This window comes from Xanthobacter sp. BG11Y11_SDJG, assembly GCF_057364445.1.
Genome location: NZ_JBNFNU010000001.1, coordinates 42,709 through 61,844, shown reverse-complemented (window position 1 = coordinate 61,844; position 19,136 = coordinate 42,709). Strand labels below are relative to the sequence as shown.

Annotated in this window: 18 protein-coding genes and 4 pseudogenes; 14 read left to right on the top strand and 8 right to left on the bottom strand. The window is 61.0% G+C overall.

Annotation, left to right across the window (positions count from 1 at the left end; genetic code table 11):
- Window positions 1–593 precede the first annotated feature (593 nt).
- The 3 genes and pseudogenes from AC2W7M_RS00325 (at window position 594) to ppk2 (ending at window position 2,861) form a co-directional block, all read left to right on the top strand.
- Window positions 594–755 (top strand): hypothetical protein, encoded by a 162-nt coding sequence (locus tag AC2W7M_RS00325; RefSeq protein ID WP_183856752.1) that lies wholly within the window; start codon window positions 594–596, stop codon window positions 753–755.
- 35 nt (window positions 756–790) lie between these two features.
- Window positions 791–2,014 carry an MFS transporter gene (locus AC2W7M_RS00320; RefSeq protein WP_183856750.1) on the top strand — a complete coding sequence of 408 codons (1,224 nt, stop codon included), beginning with the start codon at window positions 791–793 and terminating at the stop codon, window positions 2,012–2,014.
- A gap of 77 nt (window positions 2,015–2,091) precedes the next feature.
- Window positions 2,092–2,861 (top strand): annotated as a pseudogene (gene ppk2 / locus AC2W7M_RS00315) (polyphosphate kinase 2).
- Window positions 2,862–2,946: 85 nt separating this feature from the next.
- Here the strand turns inward: ppk2 and AC2W7M_RS00310 are convergent.
- Window positions 2,947–4,046, bottom strand: a pseudogene (locus AC2W7M_RS00310) (zinc-binding dehydrogenase).
- A gap of 271 nt (window positions 4,047–4,317) precedes the next feature.
- On the opposite strand from AC2W7M_RS00310, the gene AC2W7M_RS00305 reads away from it, so the two are divergent.
- On the top strand, window positions 4,318–5,595 hold the full coding sequence (locus tag AC2W7M_RS00305) for an SAM-dependent methyltransferase (RefSeq protein ID WP_183856746.1): 1,278 nt from the start codon (window positions 4,318–4,320) through the stop codon (window positions 5,593–5,595).
- 467 nt (window positions 5,596–6,062) lie between these two features.
- Here the strand turns inward: AC2W7M_RS00305 and AC2W7M_RS00300 are convergent, their stop codons facing one another.
- A complete protein-coding gene (locus AC2W7M_RS00300) occupies window positions 6,063–6,368 on the bottom strand; it encodes a hypothetical protein (protein WP_393985945.1) in 306 nt (101 codons plus the stop codon).
- A 39-nt stretch (window positions 6,369–6,407) separates the two neighbouring features.
- Between AC2W7M_RS00300 and AC2W7M_RS00295 the strand changes: the two genes are divergently transcribed.
- From AC2W7M_RS00295 to AC2W7M_RS00275, 5 genes are all read left to right on the top strand, one after another.
- Window positions 6,408–6,770, top strand: coding sequence for an RNA polymerase sigma factor (locus tag AC2W7M_RS00295; protein WP_393985946.1), 363 nt, complete (start codon window positions 6,408–6,410; stop codon window positions 6,768–6,770).
- A gap of 15 nt (window positions 6,771–6,785) precedes the next feature.
- Window positions 6,786–7,094 (top strand): SDR family oxidoreductase, encoded by a 309-nt coding sequence (locus tag AC2W7M_RS00290; RefSeq protein ID WP_183856741.1) that lies wholly within the window; start codon window positions 6,786–6,788, stop codon window positions 7,092–7,094.
- Window positions 7,025–8,212: a thiolase family protein gene (locus tag AC2W7M_RS00285; RefSeq protein ID WP_183856739.1), complete on the top strand. Its 1,188-nt coding sequence runs from the start codon at window positions 7,025–7,027 to the stop codon at window positions 8,210–8,212. The genes AC2W7M_RS00290 and AC2W7M_RS00285 overlap by 70 nt, the downstream gene beginning before the upstream one ends.
- A gap of 84 nt (window positions 8,213–8,296) precedes the next feature.
- A complete protein-coding gene (locus tag AC2W7M_RS00280; RefSeq protein WP_183856737.1) occupies window positions 8,297–8,734 on the top strand; it encodes a hypothetical protein in 438 nt (145 codons plus the stop codon).
- A gap of 115 nt (window positions 8,735–8,849) precedes the next feature.
- On the top strand, window positions 8,850–10,682 hold the full coding sequence (locus AC2W7M_RS00275) for a DUF3141 domain-containing protein (protein ID WP_394117595.1): 1,833 nt from the start codon (window positions 8,850–8,852) through the stop codon (window positions 10,680–10,682).
- 398 nt (window positions 10,683–11,080) lie between these two features.
- On the opposite strand, the gene AC2W7M_RS00270 is transcribed toward AC2W7M_RS00275, so the two are convergent.
- A complete protein-coding gene (locus tag AC2W7M_RS00270; protein ID WP_246429780.1) occupies window positions 11,081–11,842 on the bottom strand; it encodes a Crp/Fnr family transcriptional regulator in 762 nt (253 codons plus the stop codon).
- Between the two features lie 950 nt (window positions 11,843–12,792).
- Here AC2W7M_RS00270 and AC2W7M_RS00265 point away from each other — a divergent pair.
- The 4 genes from AC2W7M_RS00265 (at window position 12,793) to AC2W7M_RS00250 (ending at window position 15,014) form a co-directional block, all read left to right on the top strand.
- Window positions 12,793–13,194 (top strand): NifB/NifX family molybdenum-iron cluster-binding protein, encoded by a 402-nt coding sequence (locus AC2W7M_RS00265; RefSeq protein ID WP_484573313.1) that lies wholly within the window; start codon window positions 12,793–12,795, stop codon window positions 13,192–13,194.
- Window positions 13,195–13,432: 238 nt separating this feature from the next.
- A complete protein-coding gene (locus tag AC2W7M_RS00260) occupies window positions 13,433–13,705 on the top strand; it encodes a DUF2933 domain-containing protein (protein WP_281810074.1) in 273 nt (90 codons plus the stop codon).
- A gap of 28 nt (window positions 13,706–13,733) precedes the next feature.
- The gene (locus AC2W7M_RS00255) at window positions 13,734–14,396 is read left to right on the top strand and encodes a methyltransferase family protein (protein WP_183856731.1); all 663 of its coding nucleotides are present in this window, start codon (window positions 13,734–13,736) and stop codon (window positions 14,394–14,396) included.
- Between the two features lie 90 nt (window positions 14,397–14,486).
- Complete coding sequence (locus tag AC2W7M_RS00250; RefSeq protein WP_246429779.1) at window positions 14,487–15,014, top strand: Spy/CpxP family protein refolding chaperone; 528 nt, start codon at window positions 14,487–14,489, stop codon at window positions 15,012–15,014.
- Between the two features lie 75 nt (window positions 15,015–15,089).
- On the opposite strand, the pseudogene AC2W7M_RS00245 reads toward AC2W7M_RS00250, so the two are convergent.
- Window positions 15,090–15,260: pseudogene (locus tag AC2W7M_RS00245) on the bottom strand (transposase); the annotation flags it as partial.
- A 12-nt stretch (window positions 15,261–15,272) separates the two neighbouring features.
- Window positions 15,273–15,650, bottom strand: a pseudogene (locus tag AC2W7M_RS00240) (transposase); the annotation flags it as partial.
- Window positions 15,651–15,752: 102 nt separating this feature from the next.
- On the opposite strand from AC2W7M_RS00240, the gene AC2W7M_RS00235 reads away from it, so the two are divergent.
- Window positions 15,753–16,640 carry a LysR substrate-binding domain-containing protein gene (locus AC2W7M_RS00235; protein WP_183856729.1) on the top strand — a complete coding sequence of 296 codons (888 nt, stop codon included), beginning with the start codon at window positions 15,753–15,755 and terminating at the stop codon, window positions 16,638–16,640.
- Here AC2W7M_RS00235 and AC2W7M_RS00230 read toward each other — a convergent pair.
- From AC2W7M_RS00230 to trbG, 3 genes are read right to left on the bottom strand one after another with little or no spacing between them, the layout of a single operon-like run.
- Window positions 16,602–16,865 carry a DUF2274 domain-containing protein gene (locus AC2W7M_RS00230; RefSeq protein ID WP_183856727.1) on the bottom strand — a complete coding sequence of 88 codons (264 nt, stop codon included), beginning with the start codon at window positions 16,863–16,865 and terminating at the stop codon, window positions 16,602–16,604. The two genes, AC2W7M_RS00235 and AC2W7M_RS00230, sit on opposite strands and share 39 nt — an antisense overlap.
- Window positions 16,862–18,136: a TraB/TrbI/VirB10 family type IV secretion system protein gene (locus AC2W7M_RS00225; RefSeq protein WP_183856725.1), complete on the bottom strand. Its 1,275-nt coding sequence runs from the start codon at window positions 18,134–18,136 to the stop codon at window positions 16,862–16,864. The genes AC2W7M_RS00230 and AC2W7M_RS00225 overlap by 4 nt, the downstream gene beginning before the upstream one ends.
- Window positions 18,133–19,125, bottom strand: a complete 993-nt coding sequence (gene trbG, locus AC2W7M_RS00220) for a P-type conjugative transfer protein TrbG (RefSeq protein WP_210308507.1) — start codon at window positions 19,123–19,125, stop codon at window positions 18,133–18,135. Before trbG ends, AC2W7M_RS00225 begins: the two co-directional genes overlap by 4 nt.
- Window positions 19,126–19,136: the final 11 nt, after the last annotated feature.

Here is a 19,136-nt window from a genome sequence, read left to right as displayed (position 1 = left end):
CTTGATCCGAGCGACATAGCCCGGCGCCAGAGGGTTTCCCTGTTCCAACCGCCGCGTATCGCAGCGATGCAAGTCGAAATGCGGCCAAGTGAGACAACCGGAATGTTGAGTCCAAGGGGGAGCATCTAGTACGACAACAATGGGCGCCCCAATGACGACGGACCTTAATCGAGGTTAAAGATGCCTGCCCGGACCAGCGCCTACTCTGGAAAATGACGAAATGGGAGGGCATGGGCGGCATAGGGTGAAAGCGCCCGCAAAGCCGCCCTCGATCGTCATGCCCCGAAAGCTGGAGCCATCGGAATGAGCAACACCTCCGTCCACCACACCAAGGCGACCCCTGAGCCTTCGGTTTCGAATGCGTCGTCCTGCTGTGGCGGGGACCATACCGGCACGGAAGCCTCGGAGAAGGCGAATGCCCCTGGCTCCCGCGGGAATCACGGAAGCGCGGCGGCGCCCGACACCGCCGTGCCTGCCAGCGATCAGGACCAACCGGTCTCCAGTGCTGGTCATCACCCGAAGAAATCCGGTTGCTGTGGTGGTGGCTGACGCCGCGATCCGGGCCCAGGTAGACGGTGCCGCGTGAGCGCCCGATGCTGCTCAATCCGGAAATCGCCGCTCTCGCTATCTCCAGCCGTTCGGTACTGGTGGCGATCAACGTCCTGATGCTCAACCGCCCGTGGCGGGCCGGCATTACGCGCGGCAGCAGAATCCAAAGCGGACCAACGGAAGCCGCGGCCGAGGCGGCGACGTGATTGGGGCAACCGCCTTCCAGCCACTGCGATGGTGGATGGCATTGTCATTGCTGCTCGCAATGTTCACGATTTCCGTGGGCTATGGGTTCCTTCTGCCGATACTTCCGCTTGCGATCGAACGGCTCGCAGGAACGACGGATCCCATTGTTGTGTCGCGGCACACCGGCATGTTGACTGGCACCTACACCCTCGCGCTGTTTCTGTTCGCACCTCTATGGGGCCGCCTTGCGGATCGGCATGGCCGCCGCCCCGTGCTGCTCGCGGGACTGGTTGGATTCTCCTTGACCCTGGCACTGTTTGCGGTTGCCGATGGCCTCCCGCTGCTCTATCTCGGCCGCTTCCTGAATGGGCTGTTCGCCGCTTCCATTGTGCCGGCGGCCTATGCTCTTGTCGGCGACTATGCTCGGTCCAGGGAATGGCGCGCGCGCCGCTTTGCTCTGCTCAACATTGCCGGCGCCATCGGCTTTCTGGTCGGACCGATGCTGGGAAGCTTCACCGTAGTTGTTACCGCTGCCCTCGTTCCAGGCTCGGGCGAGGTTGCGGCCTCTCGTTCGCCCTACTTTGCCATATCGGGCTTTTCGCTCGTTGTGGCGCTGGCAATATGGATCTTCGTGCCCGGCTCTGTTCAGCGCAGCCCTGGCGAGGGGGGGACTGCAAGCGGGCCTGAGGCCGGTGCTGCGTTGCCACGCTTGCTTATTATCTCATTCGCAACCGCCGCGGCTCTGGGAGCCTTCGAAGTCAGCCTGGCGCTTCGCGGAACGCAAATTCTCAACATGAGCACTTACCAGATCGGGCTCATGTTCAGCGTGTGCAGCCTCGTCATGTTGGTCGCCCAAACGGTAGTCTTCTCGCCGCTCGTGAAGCCAGAGGTCACACGCTGGTTTCTCACGCCCGCCCTCGCTGTCTTGGCGGTGAGCGTCGCGGCCGTGCCATTCGCGGAAGCGACCATGTCCACCGCCGTCGTCGTGGCGGCGATCGCGGCCAGCGCGGGTATCCTTTCCCCCATCGCGACCTATTGGATTTCGCTCAATGCCGATGAGCGGCAAGGGATCGAGTTGGGCAGACAGACCGCGGCAGCAAGTCTGGGCCAGGCTAGCGGATCGGCCGCCGGAGGTCTGTTGTTCGGCCTCGCCTTCTTGCCGAACGCACCCTTCATGCTCGCGGCCGTCGTCGTCGTGGGAGGTCTCGTCGCAAGCATCGGCATTTCGAGGCTTCTGGTACATGGCCGCTGCCGCGGGCTGCTCGAAACGACGCCATGATCGAATTCGCTCGCTAAGTCTGGATCGCCTCAGCGAGGAACCAGCATCAAAAGCGCGCATACCAGCAGGAGTTCCAAATGGGCGAAAAACAGAAGCGTGCGGCGGCCAAGGAGGCACTTCATGACCTTCAAGTAGACTTGGCGCGTCTCCAGAAGTACCTCATCAGTTCTGACAAAAAGGTGCTTGTGATCTTCGAGGGGCGCGACACTTCCGGCAAGGATGGAACAATCAAGCGAATCATCGAGCATCTCAGCCCACGGGAGACCCGCGTGGTCGCCCTGGGTAAACCATCCGATCGCGATCAGAAGTCGTGGTATTTTCAGCGGTGGGTGCCGCACCTACGGCAGGCGGGGAAATCGTGTTGTTCAACCGCAGTTGGTACAATCGCGCCGGTGTCGAGCGGGTGATGGGATTCTGCACCAACGAGGAATATGACGAGTTCCTCATGACGGCTCCGTTGTTCGAGCAATTGCTCGCTCACTGTGGTGTCACCATCCTCAAATACTATCTGGATATTTCACGAACCGAACAGAAGCGCCGGCTGAAGGATCGCCGCGACGATCCGCTCAAGCAATGGAAGCTCAGCCCCATCGACGATGCGGCGGCGAAGCACTGGAACGATTACAGTGCTGCGCGGAACGAGATGTTGGCGCGCACGCACACGCCATTTGCGCCGTGGACGGTTGTGCGTGCTGATGACAAGCCGAACGCGCGGCTCAATGTCATCCGAGATCTCCTGACCCGCTTTGACTTCGAGGGCAAAGACCGAGCTCGCGACCTTCCCGATCCCAACATCGTATTCCTGTACGACAAAGCGGCGATCACAAATGGCTTGGTCGCGGAGTAGCTGCTGTGTCGCGCCGCCTCATAGAGAAATGTAGCAAAACGCGTGGACGGGTTCGACGTACTAGCCGCAAGCTGCCCTGCAGGGACTAGGGCGTAATGGCAATCTTCAACACCCTGTCACGCTGATTGGAGAAAAGCTCATGGGCACTCTCGATGTCGTTGAGCTTGTAGCGGTGAGTGACGAGCGGCGTCAGATCGATCCTGCCGGAAGCGATCACGTCCATGAGCCGCCGCATCCGCTCCCTGCCGCCCGGACACAGCGCCGTGACGATCTTGTGGTCCCCCAGCCCTGCGGCGAACGCCGCGAGCGGAATCCGAAGATTGGTCGAGTAGACGCCGAGGCTCGACAGCGTGCCGCCCGGCCGAAGCACGCCCAACGCAGCCTCGAAGGTTGTATGCGTCCCCAGCGCTTCGATCGCGACGTCGACCCCGCGGCCATCCGTGATCCTCATGATCTCCTCGACGGGGTCGGCATTCTTGAAATCGACGACGAAGTCCGCGCCGAGCATGTGCGACACGGCCATTCGTTCGGCGATTGCATCGACGGCGATGATAATCGTGGCGCCTCTCAATTTGGCGCCGGCGGTGGTACAAAGCCCGATCGGCCCTTGAGCGAAAACCACGACGCTATCGCCGATGCGGATGTCTCCATTCTCTGCACCGACGAAGCCTGCCGACATGATGTCCGGCACATCAGCACCTGTTCGTCGGTCAAACCGTCCGGTACGGGACTCAAATTGACCATGGCGTCGGGGACGCACACGAACTCGGCCTGACAGCCATCGATCGTATTGCCGAATTTCCAGCCGCCCGCCGGTTTCCAGCCGTGCCTGGTGCCCGCGCCGTCCTGCGAGTGATAGCCGCAAAGACATGCATTGCTGTGACCGCTTAGTGTGATCGCGCCGGCGATGACACGCTGGCCCTCGTGAAAGCCGGAAACGGCAGAACCGAGCTTCTCGATCACTCCGACCGGCTCGTGACCAATGGTCAGGCCTTTTTCCATCGGATACTCGCCCCTGAAAATATGCACGTCAGTTCCACAGATCGTCGTGGCCGCAATCCTGATGAGCGCGTCGAGCGGACCAATCTCTGGAATCGCCTTTTCATCAAGGACAATGCGACCAGGCTCGACAAAACGGCTGCTCTCATCAATGCCATTGAAGATCTCCTTGGGTCGATCGTGCATTCACGGGGCACCCGAGCCGTCGTCGCGGCCGCTCTCATCGGCGATCGATTGAAGCCATCATCGAATACCGATGTTTAACTCCAATCAAAGAACGCGCCCGCCCTGCAGGGTTGATTGGCAGCCAACCGTCGTCAGCGTGGGTCCGAGAATGAGCATCCCATCCGATCCTTCGTCTGCTTCCGCCGTTTCTGAGAGGCACCAATCGATTGATATCGAAGTGAGCCGATCAAGCCCAATTCGGTCGCTCAAAAACGTGAGCACGAATGCGACAATGCTCCTGTTGCGGAAGATGCTCGGGCAGATCATCCACGACGGTAGATTGACTGTGATCGCTCCGAACGGAGGCATCCATCACATCGGCAATGGCACACCGTCGATTACGATTCGTATTGTGGATCCAGCTGTGATTCCGCGCCTGCTCCTCAATCCAGATCTTGCCCTCGGCGAGGCCTACATGGATGGCGCGCTATTGGTGGATGACGGGGATATTTACGGTTTTCTGGATATCTGCTTTTCAAACATCGGCTCGAGTTCTGGCCAAGGGGTAAGGCGCGCGCGTGCATCCCTGAGTCGCCTCGTCCGACGCTTTGTTCAGCACAATCCCATCCCAGTCGCACGTGCGAACGTCGCGCACCACTACGACCTCTCGGACACACTCTATGAGCAATTTCTAGACGCAGACCGTCAGTATTCCTGTGCGTACTACAATTCTAGCGACGACACCCTTGAGCGCGCGCAAGAACAAAAGAAGCGGCACCTGGCGGCTAAGTTGCTACTGAGCTCAGGACAGCGGATTCTCGACATCGGATCGGGGTGGGGTGGGCTCAGCCTTTATCTTGCCCAGATCGCCGCTGTTGACGTGACTGGCCTGACACTTTCGACCGAGCAACACGCATACTCCGAACGCCGCGCTGCCGAGACCGGCTTGGGGGACCGGGTGAGATTCCTACTGAAAGACTATCGCCAAGAAGAAGGCCGGTACGACCGCATCGTCTCGGTCGGCATGTTCGAGCATGTCGGGGTGGGACATTACCGCGAATACTTCAAGAAGGTCAGGAGCCTCCTGACGAACGACGGGGTCGCAATGATCCATACGATTGGGCGCGCCGATGGTCCGGGCGCGGCCAACGCCTGGATCAACAAGTACATCTTTCCGGGTGGGTACGTCCCGGCGCTGTCAGAGATTCTGCCCGCCATCGAGCAGGCGGGGCTGTACGTCACCGACATCGAGATACTGCGGCTGCACTATGCAGAAACGCTGAAGGCGTGGCGGCAACGCTTCATCGCAAACCGTGGGCGCGTCGCGGAAATCTATGACCAGCGGTTCTGTCTCATGTGGGAATTCTACCTGGCCAGTTGCGAAGCAGCCTTTCGTCACGGTGGCCTGATCAATTTCCAGATTCAGGTGAGTAAGCGTGTCAATGCCGCGCCGTTGACCCGCGATTACATCCAGAACTGGGAGCGATTACACAAGATTGATGCGGCGGATGTCGATGTGCCCGCTCACTCTGTTTCCCATCCAGCGAAAAGCGGAGGCTTTGCACAGTGACCCAACGATATGGAATTCCCCGCGGGTGGCGGGCTGCCCGCTATGCATGGAATTCTCCGTGTGGCCTTGCGGATGACCGCGGATCAATTCCGACAGCAGGATTCCCATATAGATCTGGACATCGCTGACGACCCTGCTGTCGCCGCTAGGGGCCGCTGCCGTGGTGTGGGCCAATCCAGAAAGCAGAAGCAAGCTCAGCGCCACTCCGACACTCCTTGCTCGCATGGTCGTAAGCCCTCCCACCTCTGGCCAAAGCTCTACGGCGGCGTGCGAAGCACCGGCGGGGGGCGCTCCGTTCCGAACCCGCCGCGATAGCAGCCCGCCGCAGCCAGAAAGGCAGATATCCAAGAGGAATTCATAACGAGGGTTGGCAGAGGAAAGCTTGATCTGCGTTAAAGAACGTGGGTGGGTGCGGTCGTAACGTCAAATTCTGTCTGGTTCTGATAGGGACAGTTTAAGAATACGTCTCAACCATTGAAAGATTTGGCTGGACGATGACCAATAGGCATGAAGAGGATGTCCGGCATTCGGAAGGTGATGCGGAAGGACAGGAAGCCGCGAAGCCGGCGGACGCGGCTGTACGACGAGCGCTTGTCGAGGCACGCGAAGAATTTCTGGTCTTTCTGCATCATCGGGTAGGCAGCCGGGACGAGGCCGAAGAGTTGTTGCAGCAGTTCTCGCTTCGGGCGCTCGAGCGCGCCTGGCAGTTGCGGGACGTCCGCACGGTTCGCGGTTGGCTCGGGCGCATTCTGGCGACCGCCCTCGTCGATCACCAGCGACGCGCCATCAGACGCCGTCGCCAGGAGGTCGACATGGACCAGTCGGATGTGGAGAGCCTGCCGATCGAGCCGGATCGAGAAACCGACGAGGCCGTCTGTAACTGCCTGCATAAGCTGCTACCGACGCTCAAGCCCGAATATGCCGACGTCGTCTGGCGCTCTGACATTCTTGGCGAGCCGCGTGATCGGATCGCCGCCAGCCTCGGCACCACGCTCAACAACATCGCGGTCAGGCTCCACAGGGGGCGCCAGGCGCTCCGCAAGAGGCTCGAGGAAATGTGCCTGACCTGTCCGGTCCACGGCTTTCTCGATTGCCGGTGCGATGAGGCCGAGCGCATTCGCCAACGAGCTCGCGGTCTCGCCGACGAAACCAAGTCGCCGCCCCAGGACGGATGAATGCAATGAACACAGATGAATGTTGTCGCGCCCGGCTACATCGCAACGGACACGCTTGATGCCATGTCTGAAGATACTCTTGCAAAAATCGAGGGGCAAATCCCTGTCGGGTGGCTGGGCAATGCCGACGAGGTCGCACGCATCGTCCGGTTCTTGGTGAGCGGGGAGGCAACGTTCGTCACGGGCTCGAAGGTCACCGCCAATGGCGGCCTGTTCATGGCATGGCGCCCCCCGGAAATAGAAAGGACATCCACATGGCACAGTCGAACGTCGTGCTCTGCGCCCCGGTGCGGACAGCCATCGGCACGTATGGCGGAACGCTGAAGGACATAGCGGCACCCGATCTCGGGGCGGTGGTGATCAGGGAAATATTGTCGCGCGCGAAGATCGCAGACGGCGCGATCGGCACCGTGGTGATGGGGCAGGTCGTCCAGGCCGGCGCCAAGATGAACCCAGCGCGGCAGGCGGCGATCACGGCCGGCATTCCGGTCGGCGTTCCAGCGATGACCATAAACCGGGTATGTGGCTCGGGTGCACAAGCGATCGCGACCGCCGCGCAGGAGATCATGCTCGGCCTCGCCGAGAGCGCCATCGCCGGCGGCATGGAGAACATGGACCAATCGCCCTACCTGATGTCTGGCGGACGGTGGGGCTACCGCATGGGCGATGCCCAAATCTACGACAGCATGCTGCGCGACGGCCTCAACGACGCCTTCTCCGATCACCACTCGGGCTTGGTGACCGAGGACCTCGTCAGCAAGTTTCAGGTGACGCGCGAGGCGCAGGACCGCTGGGCGGAGCGGACGCAGCAGCGCTTTGGCGCGGCGCAGGCGGCCGGCATGTTCAATGCCGAGATCGCGCCGATCGAAATCCCCGGTCGCAAGGGGCCGACGATCTTCGACAAGGATGAGCACAACCGCCCGGACGCAACGCTGGAGTCGCTGGCCAAGCTGAAGCCGGCTTTCCGCAAGGATGGAACCATTACCGCCGGCAATGCACCGGGCCTCAACAGCGGCGCCGCGGGCATGATCGTTGCGGATGCCCGCTGGGCCGAGAAGCATGGCCTGACGCCGATGGCCCGTCTTGTGGCCTTCGGGGTCGGCGCGGTCGAACCCGGCCTGTTCGGTCTCGGGCCTGTTCCCGCGGTGCGGCAGGCCTTGGATCGCGCTGGTTGGACGCTCGGCGACGTCGAGCGCGTGGAGATCAACGAGGCCTTCGCGGCGATCGTCTTGGCGCTCATCGGGGAACTCGGGCTCCCCGAGGACATCGTCAATGTCGAGGGCGGCGCCATCGCACATGGCCATCCGATCGGTGCGACAGGAGCCGTGCTGACGACCCGCCTCCTTCACGCGATGCACCGAGACGGTATCCGGCGCGGATTGGTGACGCTGTGCATCGGCGGCGGTCAGGGGGTCGCGTTGGCGCTTGAGGCTCTCCACTGACCGCGAGAGCGAAAAAAGCGACCCGTGACAATAAACCGAACGTCGAATTCCTGAAGCCGCAACCAAATAATGAAGGAGAGAACAATGGCTACGAAGAGTGAAGCGCCCGTTGGTTTCGATCGCGTGAACGCTGTATTCACATGGTGGGGACTGTCGGGCGTCGACAATACCGGCAAGCTCGACGGCCAGTTCAAACGGTTCCAGGCATTCACGACCGATCTGCAGAAGGCCTATGGCGAGACATACAGCGCTCAGATGAGCACTCTCCTCGGCGCCAACGAGCGTATCGGACGCTCGCTTCTGGAATTCGTCCAGTGCCGGCGACCGCAGGACGTGGTCGCCGCAGAATCGGGCGTCATGGCGGCCATCCTGGAAGAGACGTCGCTGCAGACGAAGACCTGGCTCGAGCTCTCGCAGAAGGTCCAGCAATACTGCGCGAACATGGCACGGGAGACCGCAGGTGAGATTCGTCAGCAAGCAACTGAAACCCCTGACGCCAGAAGCAGCGTCAAGGCATCTTAGCCGCACGCTGGGTTGAAGAGCGTTCGGCGGGGTCTTGTCGAGACCTTGGTATATGGCTGACACAGCATCCTGACTTCTGGCCGCTGTTCAACGTCCTCGCCCTAAAGATCGGATGATGGAGATGGTGATGCCCGAAGCAAGATCGGATTCCGCGCTGATTGACCAGCCGAAGGCGTCGCCGGGTCGGCAATTGGCTGTTCGGCGGGATATCGCAGCGGCCGCCGCGCTGAAGAGCCCGGAACCGGCCGTCGCGGCGAATCCAGCCGGACCGCCGATCAACATCGATGATCCGTTCGCCTATCAGCGGGATTTCTTCGAACGGTCGATTCTGTTCTGGGATACGCTGCGCCAGCGCGCCAACAACATGATCGCGCATGAGCGGGCCGGCAAGCCGCCGCTTCTCGACTTCGATTATGAGACGCTGGTCGATGCCCGCCGCTTCGAGCGACCCGTCAACTACGCCCTCCTGCGGATTACCCGGATCGGCGACGATTGCATTGAGGATTGTGTCGATCCGGCGAAGCCGCCCGTCGTTGTCCTCGACCCTCGAGCCGGCCATGGGCCCGGCATCGGCGGCTTCAAGCGCGACTCCGAGGTTGGGATCGCCATGCACGAGGGCTATCCGGTCTATTTCGTTTCCTTCTTTCCTGAACCCTGCGCGGGCCAAACCCTAGCCGATGTGCTGCACACGCTCCGGCGCTTCGTCGAGGACGTGGTCAAACGCCACCCCGGCAAGCCTCCGGTGCTCTATGGCAACTGTCAGGCCGGCTGGGCGATCACCTTGCTCTCGGCGGATTGCGAAGGCTTGGTCGGCCCGGCCGTGCTCAACGGCTCTCCGCTCTCCTATTGGGCGGGAGAATCAGGCGTCAATCCGATGCGGATCGCCGGCGGGCTGCTTGGCGGCGTCTGGGCTACCCATCTTCTCGCCGATCTCAACGACGGCCGCCTGGACGGTGCGTGGCTCGCCTTCAATTTCGAGAATCTTCAGCCCGAAGCCGTCTGGGAAAAATACGCCAACCTGTTCACGCATGTCGACACGGAACGGGAGCGCTTCCTGGAGTTCGAGCGGTGGTGGAATGGCTTCTATTTGCTCAGCCGGGAAGAGATCGTCGCCATCGTCGAGAACCTCTTCATCGGCAATCGCCTCGAGGAGGGAAAGATGCGGATCTGCGAAGGGTGCGTCGCCGACCTTCGGCGCATTCGCAATCCGCTGGTGATCTTCGCCTCCTATGGCGACAACATCACCCCGCCGCACCAGGCGCTCGGTTGGATCCCGGTGGTGTACAAAGATACCGACGATCTCAAGGCCGCTGGTCAGCGCATCATCTACCTGACGAACCCCCATGCCGGCCATCTCGGCATTTTCGTGTCAGCCAAGGTGGCGAGGTTCGAACATCGCGCAATCCTCGAAAGCCTCGGCGAGATCGAGACCCTCGCTCCCGGTCTCTACGAGATGAAGATCGACAATCCGACCGGCGATCCGGACTGCCGCAAGCCGGAATACTCGGTCCGGTTCGACGAGCGGGCCGTCGAGGATCTGCGGTTCGAGACGCCCCGGGCAGCATTCGAGCAGGTTCGCCATCGCTCAGAGGTGAACGAGCAGTTCTACAAGACCATGGTCAGCCCATTCGTGCGTATGGCCTCCAATCCCTGGACCGCGGCAACGCTCGAATGGCTCCATCCCATGCGCACGAGCCGCTACCTGATGTCGGAATCCTTCAGTCCATGGATGCATGGCGTCGCTGCACTCGCGCGCCTGATCGAGAAACGCCGGCAGCCACTGCCGGAGGACGATGGCAATCTGCGTCGTGAGCGGGAGGCGATTGACCGTGTCTCCGAGGCTATCGAAAACGGCCGCAAGCAGCGCGACACGGCGGAGGAGCGGGTCTTCCAGGCGCTTTACGATCTTCCCGCCTCAGCACGGCCAGCAACGCCACCGGCGGTATAGGCTCGACACCATCGTCGTTCGCCATGGCAAGTTGGTACGATTGAGCTTTCGGCGGAAGGAGTTGGTGTCCGGCTCCGAAAGGGTCATTTTCGCTGACGTCAACAAGCGCCAGGACCTGCCGACCGGAGAGATGGTTTGCGTCGAGATCATGCCGGACAAACCCGGCAAGTTCGGCGGCCCGATGGGGATGTTCGAGGTAGCCTCGTCGTGGTGTGAGATCGCATCTTGGGCGCAGACGCGACGGGCGACGCCGCGACGCAAGGGTCGGTGGCGACGGAAAATCAGCAGTTGTGTTTGTGCGACAATGGAGCCGAAGGAGCGGGACGCGCCAGCACGAAGCAGCGCTTGGATCGGACACTCCGCGCGCTCCATTCCATATTGTCCCGGCCGATCATTCATCAGCGAATCCAGGACATGACGAGTTGCGGGTCAAGACCTGCAACGTCGACGAGTTTGTCCGGATCGAGGATTCGGAGCCGTCGATAGTGGAATTCTAGGATCCTATCCTTTCGCAGATCCCTCAGCACCCGGTTGACATGGACGAAGGTCAGACCCGTTGCATCTCCAATATCTTCTTGGGTCAGCGGAAGATTCATCTCCTCGATATGACTGCCCGGCCATTGCGCGCGGCAGCGGACGAACAGCTTGAGCAGCAGGTGCGCAACGCGCTCCCGCGCTGAATGCCGGCCAATGCTGGTAAGGCGATCGTAGGCCAAGGTGCAATCCCGCGCGACCAGCCAGGCAAGCCGCAGACCGAACTCGGGCTGCTGGCTGACAATCGGCTGTAGAGCCTTGTGCGGAATTGTGCTGACGACGATGTCAGTCAGAGCTTGCGCGCCATATGTCATCATCGCGCCGCCGCCGGGATGGAATCCGAGCACAGCGCCCGGCAAAGCGAAGTGCAAAATCTGTCGCCGACCGTCATCCAATATATTGTAAAGAATAACCCAACCTTCGAGGAGATTGAATATTGAGTCACACGGTTCGCCCAGGCTGAAGAGATCCTGGCCGACCTTGTATTCCCGATCAGCAGTTTTATAACTCGCGACCGCACATGGAGATCCCGGCTGGCAATCCCCGCACAAACCCCGGTTAACCCGGGCGAAGCAAGCCTCACAACCCGGTAGCTGCTTTGTCGTGCCATTCCCCGGCATCGGCATACGGGCGTTCCTTTCCGCATCACTGATTGTGTTTGCGGCTCCCCGGGGAACTGGGGACCGGAGCACGCCGGGTTGCAGACCTTCGTATCGGCCATGGGCGTGATCCCGCGACGCTCGGATAGTGCTCTCCAAATAAGACGCTTGGCTCGGAGTCATATTACAGTCCTCGATCTGGTCGGTTTCACCTGGAAGGTTGAATCCATCTGACCAGGTCGCCCGGCTCAGCCGGCCGCCTTGGCGGCGCGACGCCAGCGGAGATTGGTCAATCCAGCCGCCATCCCGGTCCACGCGAGGCGTGAACCGTTGGAAGCTGGATCGCCTTCCGCTGGGCCGATCGACCCGCTAGGTCGAGCGCCGAGGAACTGGGGGGTCGAGTCCGGGGACGACTGAGTTTGGATCGGCTTCTTCGGGCCGCATCCCCGCTGAAGAGCGGTGGAACGCATGGGCCGGGAGGTTGCCAGGCAGGGGCGCTAAAGTCGTTGAGCAGGCCGCCGGGCAGGAGCAGCTACTCATCGGACAGGAGGTCTTGTCCGAATTCGGACACTCCGGGCAATCATCGCATTCGTCAATATGGGGCCGAAAGTCAGAAGCGCTTACGACCACCATAGTCGCGTCGGCGCTGATCGCTACAGTCCCGGCCATACTCCGCCCGCTCAGCGTCGTGAAGATCGCCGTGGCAAAGATCAATATGGCGAGCAACCGTAGCATCCGCCTCTTTCCAAGAAGGCCTGAGCCGCAAGTTACCACACGGCCCCGCAGCTACCAATTAGCCCGGCGGAAACCTATACGGGGAAAGGCTCGACGAGATTGATTGAATCAAGTGGCGGTCGTGCGCACCGACCGCCCGGAACCCTGCGCGCGTGGCGCCTTCCCGCTGTCCGCCGGACACCTTGCAGATTGTGAGGTGCCGCCCCGCCCACGCGAATGTTTGATCGAGTTTAAAGTCCGATATGTTAGCCGGTCATATAATTCGCTCGCTTTGCTGGTGTTCAAACGAGGAGCCGATGGCTAGGTCCGCCTGCGTACCACCCCCGCCGGCAAATCGCATTGCGGTCATCGTGATGAAAACCGACGCGGGCCCAGCACTATGCCCCTTCTTCGGCAAGTGCGATGGAATATGGATCGTCGATACGCTTACGGGCGCGACAGAGTTCCACGCCAATCCCCAGCGCACGTCCGCCGCGCTATGCGATCTCATTGTCGCGGCCAGACCGGGTCGCCTGGTTTGCGGTTTTATCGGCGAGCCAGAGAAACAGAGACTTTGTGCTGCCGGGATCGATGTGAGGCTCGGGCCATGCGTGAGGACGATCCAGGAGCTCGTGGCCTGCTTTCCCGCTCTCGTTGCCGCATGACGCCGGCTGCCGCGGGGCGGGACAGGCGGAACATCTGATCGATCCTGCTGCTTCGGCCCATACCCGGCACAAGTTTAACCGGGATCAAAGATTCAGAACAGATGGCCGGCCATGGTTCGAGCGCTGTCGTGTCGCTCGGAGGATGGCGCCAGGTCGATGCCAGCCTGCATCGTCTAGCGAGCTCTAGACGATTGCAGGGCGTGCCGGTGCGTCCCGGTCTGATGTGGGTGGAGTCTCCATGGAACATGACGGTCATGGTAGTGAGGGTGGCTTCTTTCGCTCCCGCGCAAATTGGGTCCTGATCGGCTTTCTCGCGATCGGCGCCTTCTATCTTCTGACCGAGCACCGCGCGCATCTCATCCCGTATCTGGGGTATTTGCCGTTCCTGCTGATCCTCGCCTGCCCGTTGATGCATGTTTTCATGCATGGCGGCCACGGCGGACATGGGCGCAGAGACGATAGCGGAAGCGGATCAGCGGACGTTCGCAAGAACCAGCCCCACAATCACTGAGCCGCGATCAACGGTCCGGAGGTCGACCATGCACGACGACGTTCCTGCCTATGGCCTCTGGTCACTGGTGATTATCAATTCGGCGATCTTCATCTTCTTCGCCTTCAGTTTCTTCAAGCCGCAGACCAAGCGCGACTGGCGGTCCTTCGGCGCCTTCAGCGCCTTTCTGGTCGCGCTGTTCACCGAGATGTATGGGTTCCCGCTCACGATCTATCTGCTCTCGGGCTGGCTGCAGAGCCGCTTTCCGGGTGTCGATTGGTTTTCCCATGACGCCGGGCATCTTCTCGAGGAGATGTTCGGCTGGAGAGCCAATCCGCATTTCGGGCCGTTTCACCTGCTGAGCTTCGTGTTCATCGGCGGCGGCTTTATCCTCATCTCGGCCGGCTGGAAGGTGTTGTATCAAGCACAACGCCATCGCACGCTCGCCACCGGCGGTGTCTACGCCTATGTGCGGCATCCGCAATATGTCGGCTTCGTGCTGGTGATGTTCGGCTTCCTGCTGCAATGGCCGACCTTGCTGACACTCGCGATGTTCCCGGTGCTGGTGTTCATGTACGTGCGCCTCGCGCGCGCCGAAGAACGCGAGTCCTTGGCCGAATTCGGCTCTGACTATGAACGATACATGCAGGACGTTCCGGGCTTCATTCCACGGCTCAGCGGTCCGAAACATAGCCAAGCCGGAGAGGGCTAAGGGCATGCGACTCGGCCTCGCGGATTAAACACGACGGACTGATGACGGTTCCAGCAGGCAATGCATCACATCAACATGGAGTCGGCTTGGATGATCAAGATAAGCTCACATCTTCTTTTCGGCGCCATGCTCTTGGTTGGCGCTCCTGCGTTGGCGGCCGATGAACATCATCCGGCTGACGGCGCTGCGGCTCCTTCCCAATCGATAAATGTGCCCGGACCTCCGATGCCGTCGGGTGGCATGATGTCGATGATGGGTAGCGGCGCCATGCCCATGATGGGAATGATGACGGACCACATCGAGGGTCGGCTGGCGTTTTTGAAGGCAGAACTCAAGATCACGGCAGCGCAGGAGACCCAGTGGAGCACGTTCGCGGAGACCGCGCGGGCCAGTGCGACGGCAATGATGGGGATGCGCGAGAGCATGATGAATGCGCGCGGCGGATCTCTGCCGGCACGCATCGACGAGACCGAGAAGGCGCTCACCGTCTGCCTCCGAACGATCGAGAAGATCAAAGCAGCGGTGGCGCCGCTTTATGCGGGCTTCAGCGATGAGCAGAAGCGCGCGGCTGATCAACTGATGACGAGCCCAATGGGACCGATGGGTATGATGCAGTGACGGGGCAGGCTGGGAGGCCTCCCAAACATCCGCGGGAGGATAGCGCCTGACAATAAGGTCGATCCAGGGTCCGGTTCATAAGCAGTAACTGACAGTCGCGGCGATGCAGACCGCGGTCAGGAAGTTGGCGGCGAGGCGGTCATATCGCATGGCGACACGTCGGAACTCCCGGAGGCGGCAGAACATGCGGTCGATTGCGTTGTGGTCTCGGTAGAGCGCCGGCGAAAAGCAGTTCTTCCAGCGTTGGGAGGTCCGCGTGTGGATCTTGGTCGTGCGCCCGCCACGTGAGCGGCCGATTGCTTGACTGGGCTCTCCCCCTTTCCGCCGGAGGCCGAGCAGTGCGCTTTCACAGCAGAACGGTCGAGATGAGCACTTGGGCCTGAGGACCGCCTGCGCTCGCAAGAGCATGGAAGAGATCGATCCCGCCCCTCGTTGGCCCACCGGATATACCGGTTTTAGAGCGTTTTGCGCGGCTCGTAGTTGGGCAATCCGTCAATCCAGCGGCCACCGGACTTCAACATGAACGATGTCGCTGGCTACCCGGCGGTCATCGACACGCGGCTTGCTTCGCGTGTCTCTCTGAAAATGAGGTTCAATGCGTGAGACTGCGCGTTTGCCGGGCAAAACGATCCCGATCCATCGCGACTTCCTCTCCGAAGCAGTGAATTGCACGTCGCTGAAAACGCCAAACAATTCATGGGTTCGGACGCTAACCTTTTGATATCAACGGGAGCGGGAATGGAGCTTCGTCATCTTCGGCATTTCGTGGCGGTCGCAGAAGAGCTCCATTTTACACGTGGCGCGCAACGCGCCGGCATCGAGCAATCCCCATTGTCTCGATCAATCAAGACTCTCGAACGGCGCCTTGGCGTGGTATTATTCGAGCGTACACGGCGATCCACGAAGCTAACGCCGGCCGGTGAACGTCTTCTCGTCCATGCGCGTGCGCTCCTCGCATCCGCCGACGAAGCGCGCATAGACGTTCGCACGGCAGCAACGACGGGAGACACAATCAGCCATTTGCACATCGGCATTTGCGACGGTGTACCACTAGCACGCCTCGCACGGCTGATTTACGAAGTAAAACAGGAAAGTCAACAAGTCGTCGTGTATATCCATGAAGCGTCAGTGACGCAGAATATCGAAGGCTTGCGAAGCGGCTTTCTTGATGCGGCGCTCACGCCAGAGAGCGGATACGGCAAGGGGATTTTGTCCGAAGCAGTCTGGCGAGACCCGCCGATCGCTTTGATGCCGAGTGGTCATCCCCTGGCCGGAAAGAAGCGGATCAAACTGTCTGGGATTGTTAAAGAGCCTCTCATTCTAAGTAGACCCGACACGGGTCTTAGCCAACAATCCCAGATCGAACAGTTCGTTCGAAGCGCAAGCTCGACCCCCAATATTGTTAGTCGCACCACGACGCTTCCGATGTTGGTTACGCTGGTTCTTGCGGGCTATGGCATCGGAATAGCGACCGCCGCTCAACTCGAGGCGGTCGAGGTGGATGGCATTGCCCTCCGGCCCCTGAGCGATGCGCCCGCTGATCTGAAGACTTGGTTGATGGTGCGTGAGGGGACACTCAACGAGCCACTATCTCGTTTCATCGAGCGAGCCCGGGCCATTATTTAAAGCGCCTCTACGGCAAGGCCGCGCGGCACGGAATCCCTTGTCACGAGCAATAAAGGTTTCGAGCATGAGTGGGGCCAACGTCAAAGCATCGACAACCGTGCCGTGAAGCTCGGAATGAAGAGCGGCATATCGATCGAGGTCGGCTCGAAGTTGCACCGTCATGGTGATGGTGAGTTTGACGGTTTCAGCTTTCGGCACCGGTCCGAGGCTAAGTTTTCTGGTCAATCATCCCTCCTGATGTCAGCCGTCATCGGGGCGGCGCGATAGGGTCGCAAGACGAGATCCTTATTGACGATGACGCGGACCGGAAAGCCCGGCCGCACCTTCAAGGTCGGCTGGATATTGAGATTTCGCCGTGTGATCTGCTGGCCGACATCGTTGATGGTGTCCTGGGCACCATCCCGGGTCGCGATGATGACCTGATCGCCGTTCGTTCCCTGATTTTGAGGGGCTGCCAGTTCGGCGCCAATGCCGAGCAGCGAGGAGAGGACCGCGCCTCCGATCAGGCGGAGCCAGTGATTGTCGACCTCATCTTCAAGGCCCGAATAGCCGGCGGTATCGACGCCGGAGAGACGATCCAGCACGATGGAGGAGCCGTCCGGCATGATGAGGCGATTCCAGACCAGGAGCACACGGCTCTGGCCGAAGGTGACGCCGGAATCGTACTGGCCCATCAGGCGGGTGCCCTGGGGGATCAAGAGATGCCTGCCCGTAGCCGTGTCGTAGACATTCTCGGTGACGGTACCGATGATCTGGCCCGGCAGATCGGAATTGATCCCCGTCACCAAGGCGGCCGGAATGATGGTGCCGGCCATTACCTGATAGGGCGAGCGTGGCGTTTGGAGAGTTCCAGATCCGTAAATCTTCTGGTCGGCTTCGCGGCTTGCGAACGCCTGCTTGCGATCCTGCATATTCTGCGTGGTCATTTCATCGACGGGCGGAGCAACGGTAGATTCCGCACCGGTAGCGCGTATGGCGGTGAGATCGAGCCGGTTTGGCTCCGGCGAGGCGGCCGCGGTTGCCGATACCTCCTGCTTCGGGCGTGTCGTCTGAAAGAACACGGCTGCTTTCGCTGCGGCTTCCGCTTCCTGCTGGGCACGAAGGCGCGCCGCGCGTTTGGCATCCTCTTCCGGATCAGCCCTGAAACTCGGCCGCTCGGGCATGGGCGGAATGCCCGCCTCCCGTTCGGTGCGCACGACTGGCCCACCGAGCTCACCGGGCAAGGGGGCACCGAGCTTCGGTGGTTGAACCTGCGTATAGTCGCGCGGTAACGTTTGCAGCCCCTCCGCCGGGTTGACGCGATCGGTGTTGTAGAGCTCCTCATCGGTCCGGGCTGATCTGTCCCGGCTTTGCAACGCCCAAATCATCGCGCCAAGCACTGCGGTAGAGACGGCGCCGGCGAGCACCATCAAGGTCCAGCGATTGAGACGGGTCACGGGACGCGGCTTGGCGCGAATGGCGAGATCGGGTGGCGGGGATTTGGGTGGCACGGTCATAGCCCGAAGATCCCCAGCCGGTTGCCATCGGTGCGCGAGATACGCACGATCTGCTGCTTCTCGCCGCCGAGACGAAGCTCCGCCGCACCGAACAGGCGATCGACGATGTAATAAGGCGGCTTTGCGCGGTAGTTGACGAGCTGGTTCTCCCCAGTGGGGCCGACAACGAACAGCGGCGGCAACTCGCCCTGGGCGATACCGGCGGGAAACTGGATATAGACCTTCTCACCGTCATCGAAGACGCGGGTCGGCCGCCACGATGGATTGTCGCCTGTGATCTCATAGCGGAACTGGACTCGCTCGAGCGCGACGGCATTTGCGACCGGCGTGGCAGTCCCCGCACGATCATTCTGACGTTGCAGCGCGAGAAGACGGTCGTGTGGATAGTCCCAGGAAACCGATGCCATCCAGGTCTGGGGCGTCGATGTGAGTTCGAGGAGGTAGGTCCGGCGGTTGGTGTTGACCACCAGATTGGTCTTCAGATCCGGCCGCGTGGGTTTCACCAGGATGTGGGTCTGCTGGCTTCCGCCCCCACCGCTGGTCGTGTCGCCGATCACCCATCGCACGGTGTCGCCGGCCGAGACGGAGATCAGCTCTTCGCCGCTCTGCAGGGCGATGTCCGTTACTTTTTCAGGCGCCGCATAAATCTGATAGAGCGCGCCAGCCATGTAGGGCCAGACCTGCGTTGCATTGACATAGCCGGTGCGGGTCGGTTGCACGCGGGCCGCATCATTGGCCGTCGTGACGCGTAGCTTCGGATCGGCAGGTTCAACTGTTCCGCCCTTGACTGGCATCGGCTTTAACTGGCCGGGCAGTGGCAATGGCTTCGGCAGCTCGACTATCTCGACGGGACCAGCCGGCTCGACGATCCGGCTCGCCTCGTAGGGTTCATCCAGGGAGATTTCCGGCGGCGGTGTTTTCCCGGCGCAACCCGCCAGCAACGTGACGGACGAGAGGAGGAGAATGCGGAATGGCAGCATGCGGGTCATGATCCTTTTCT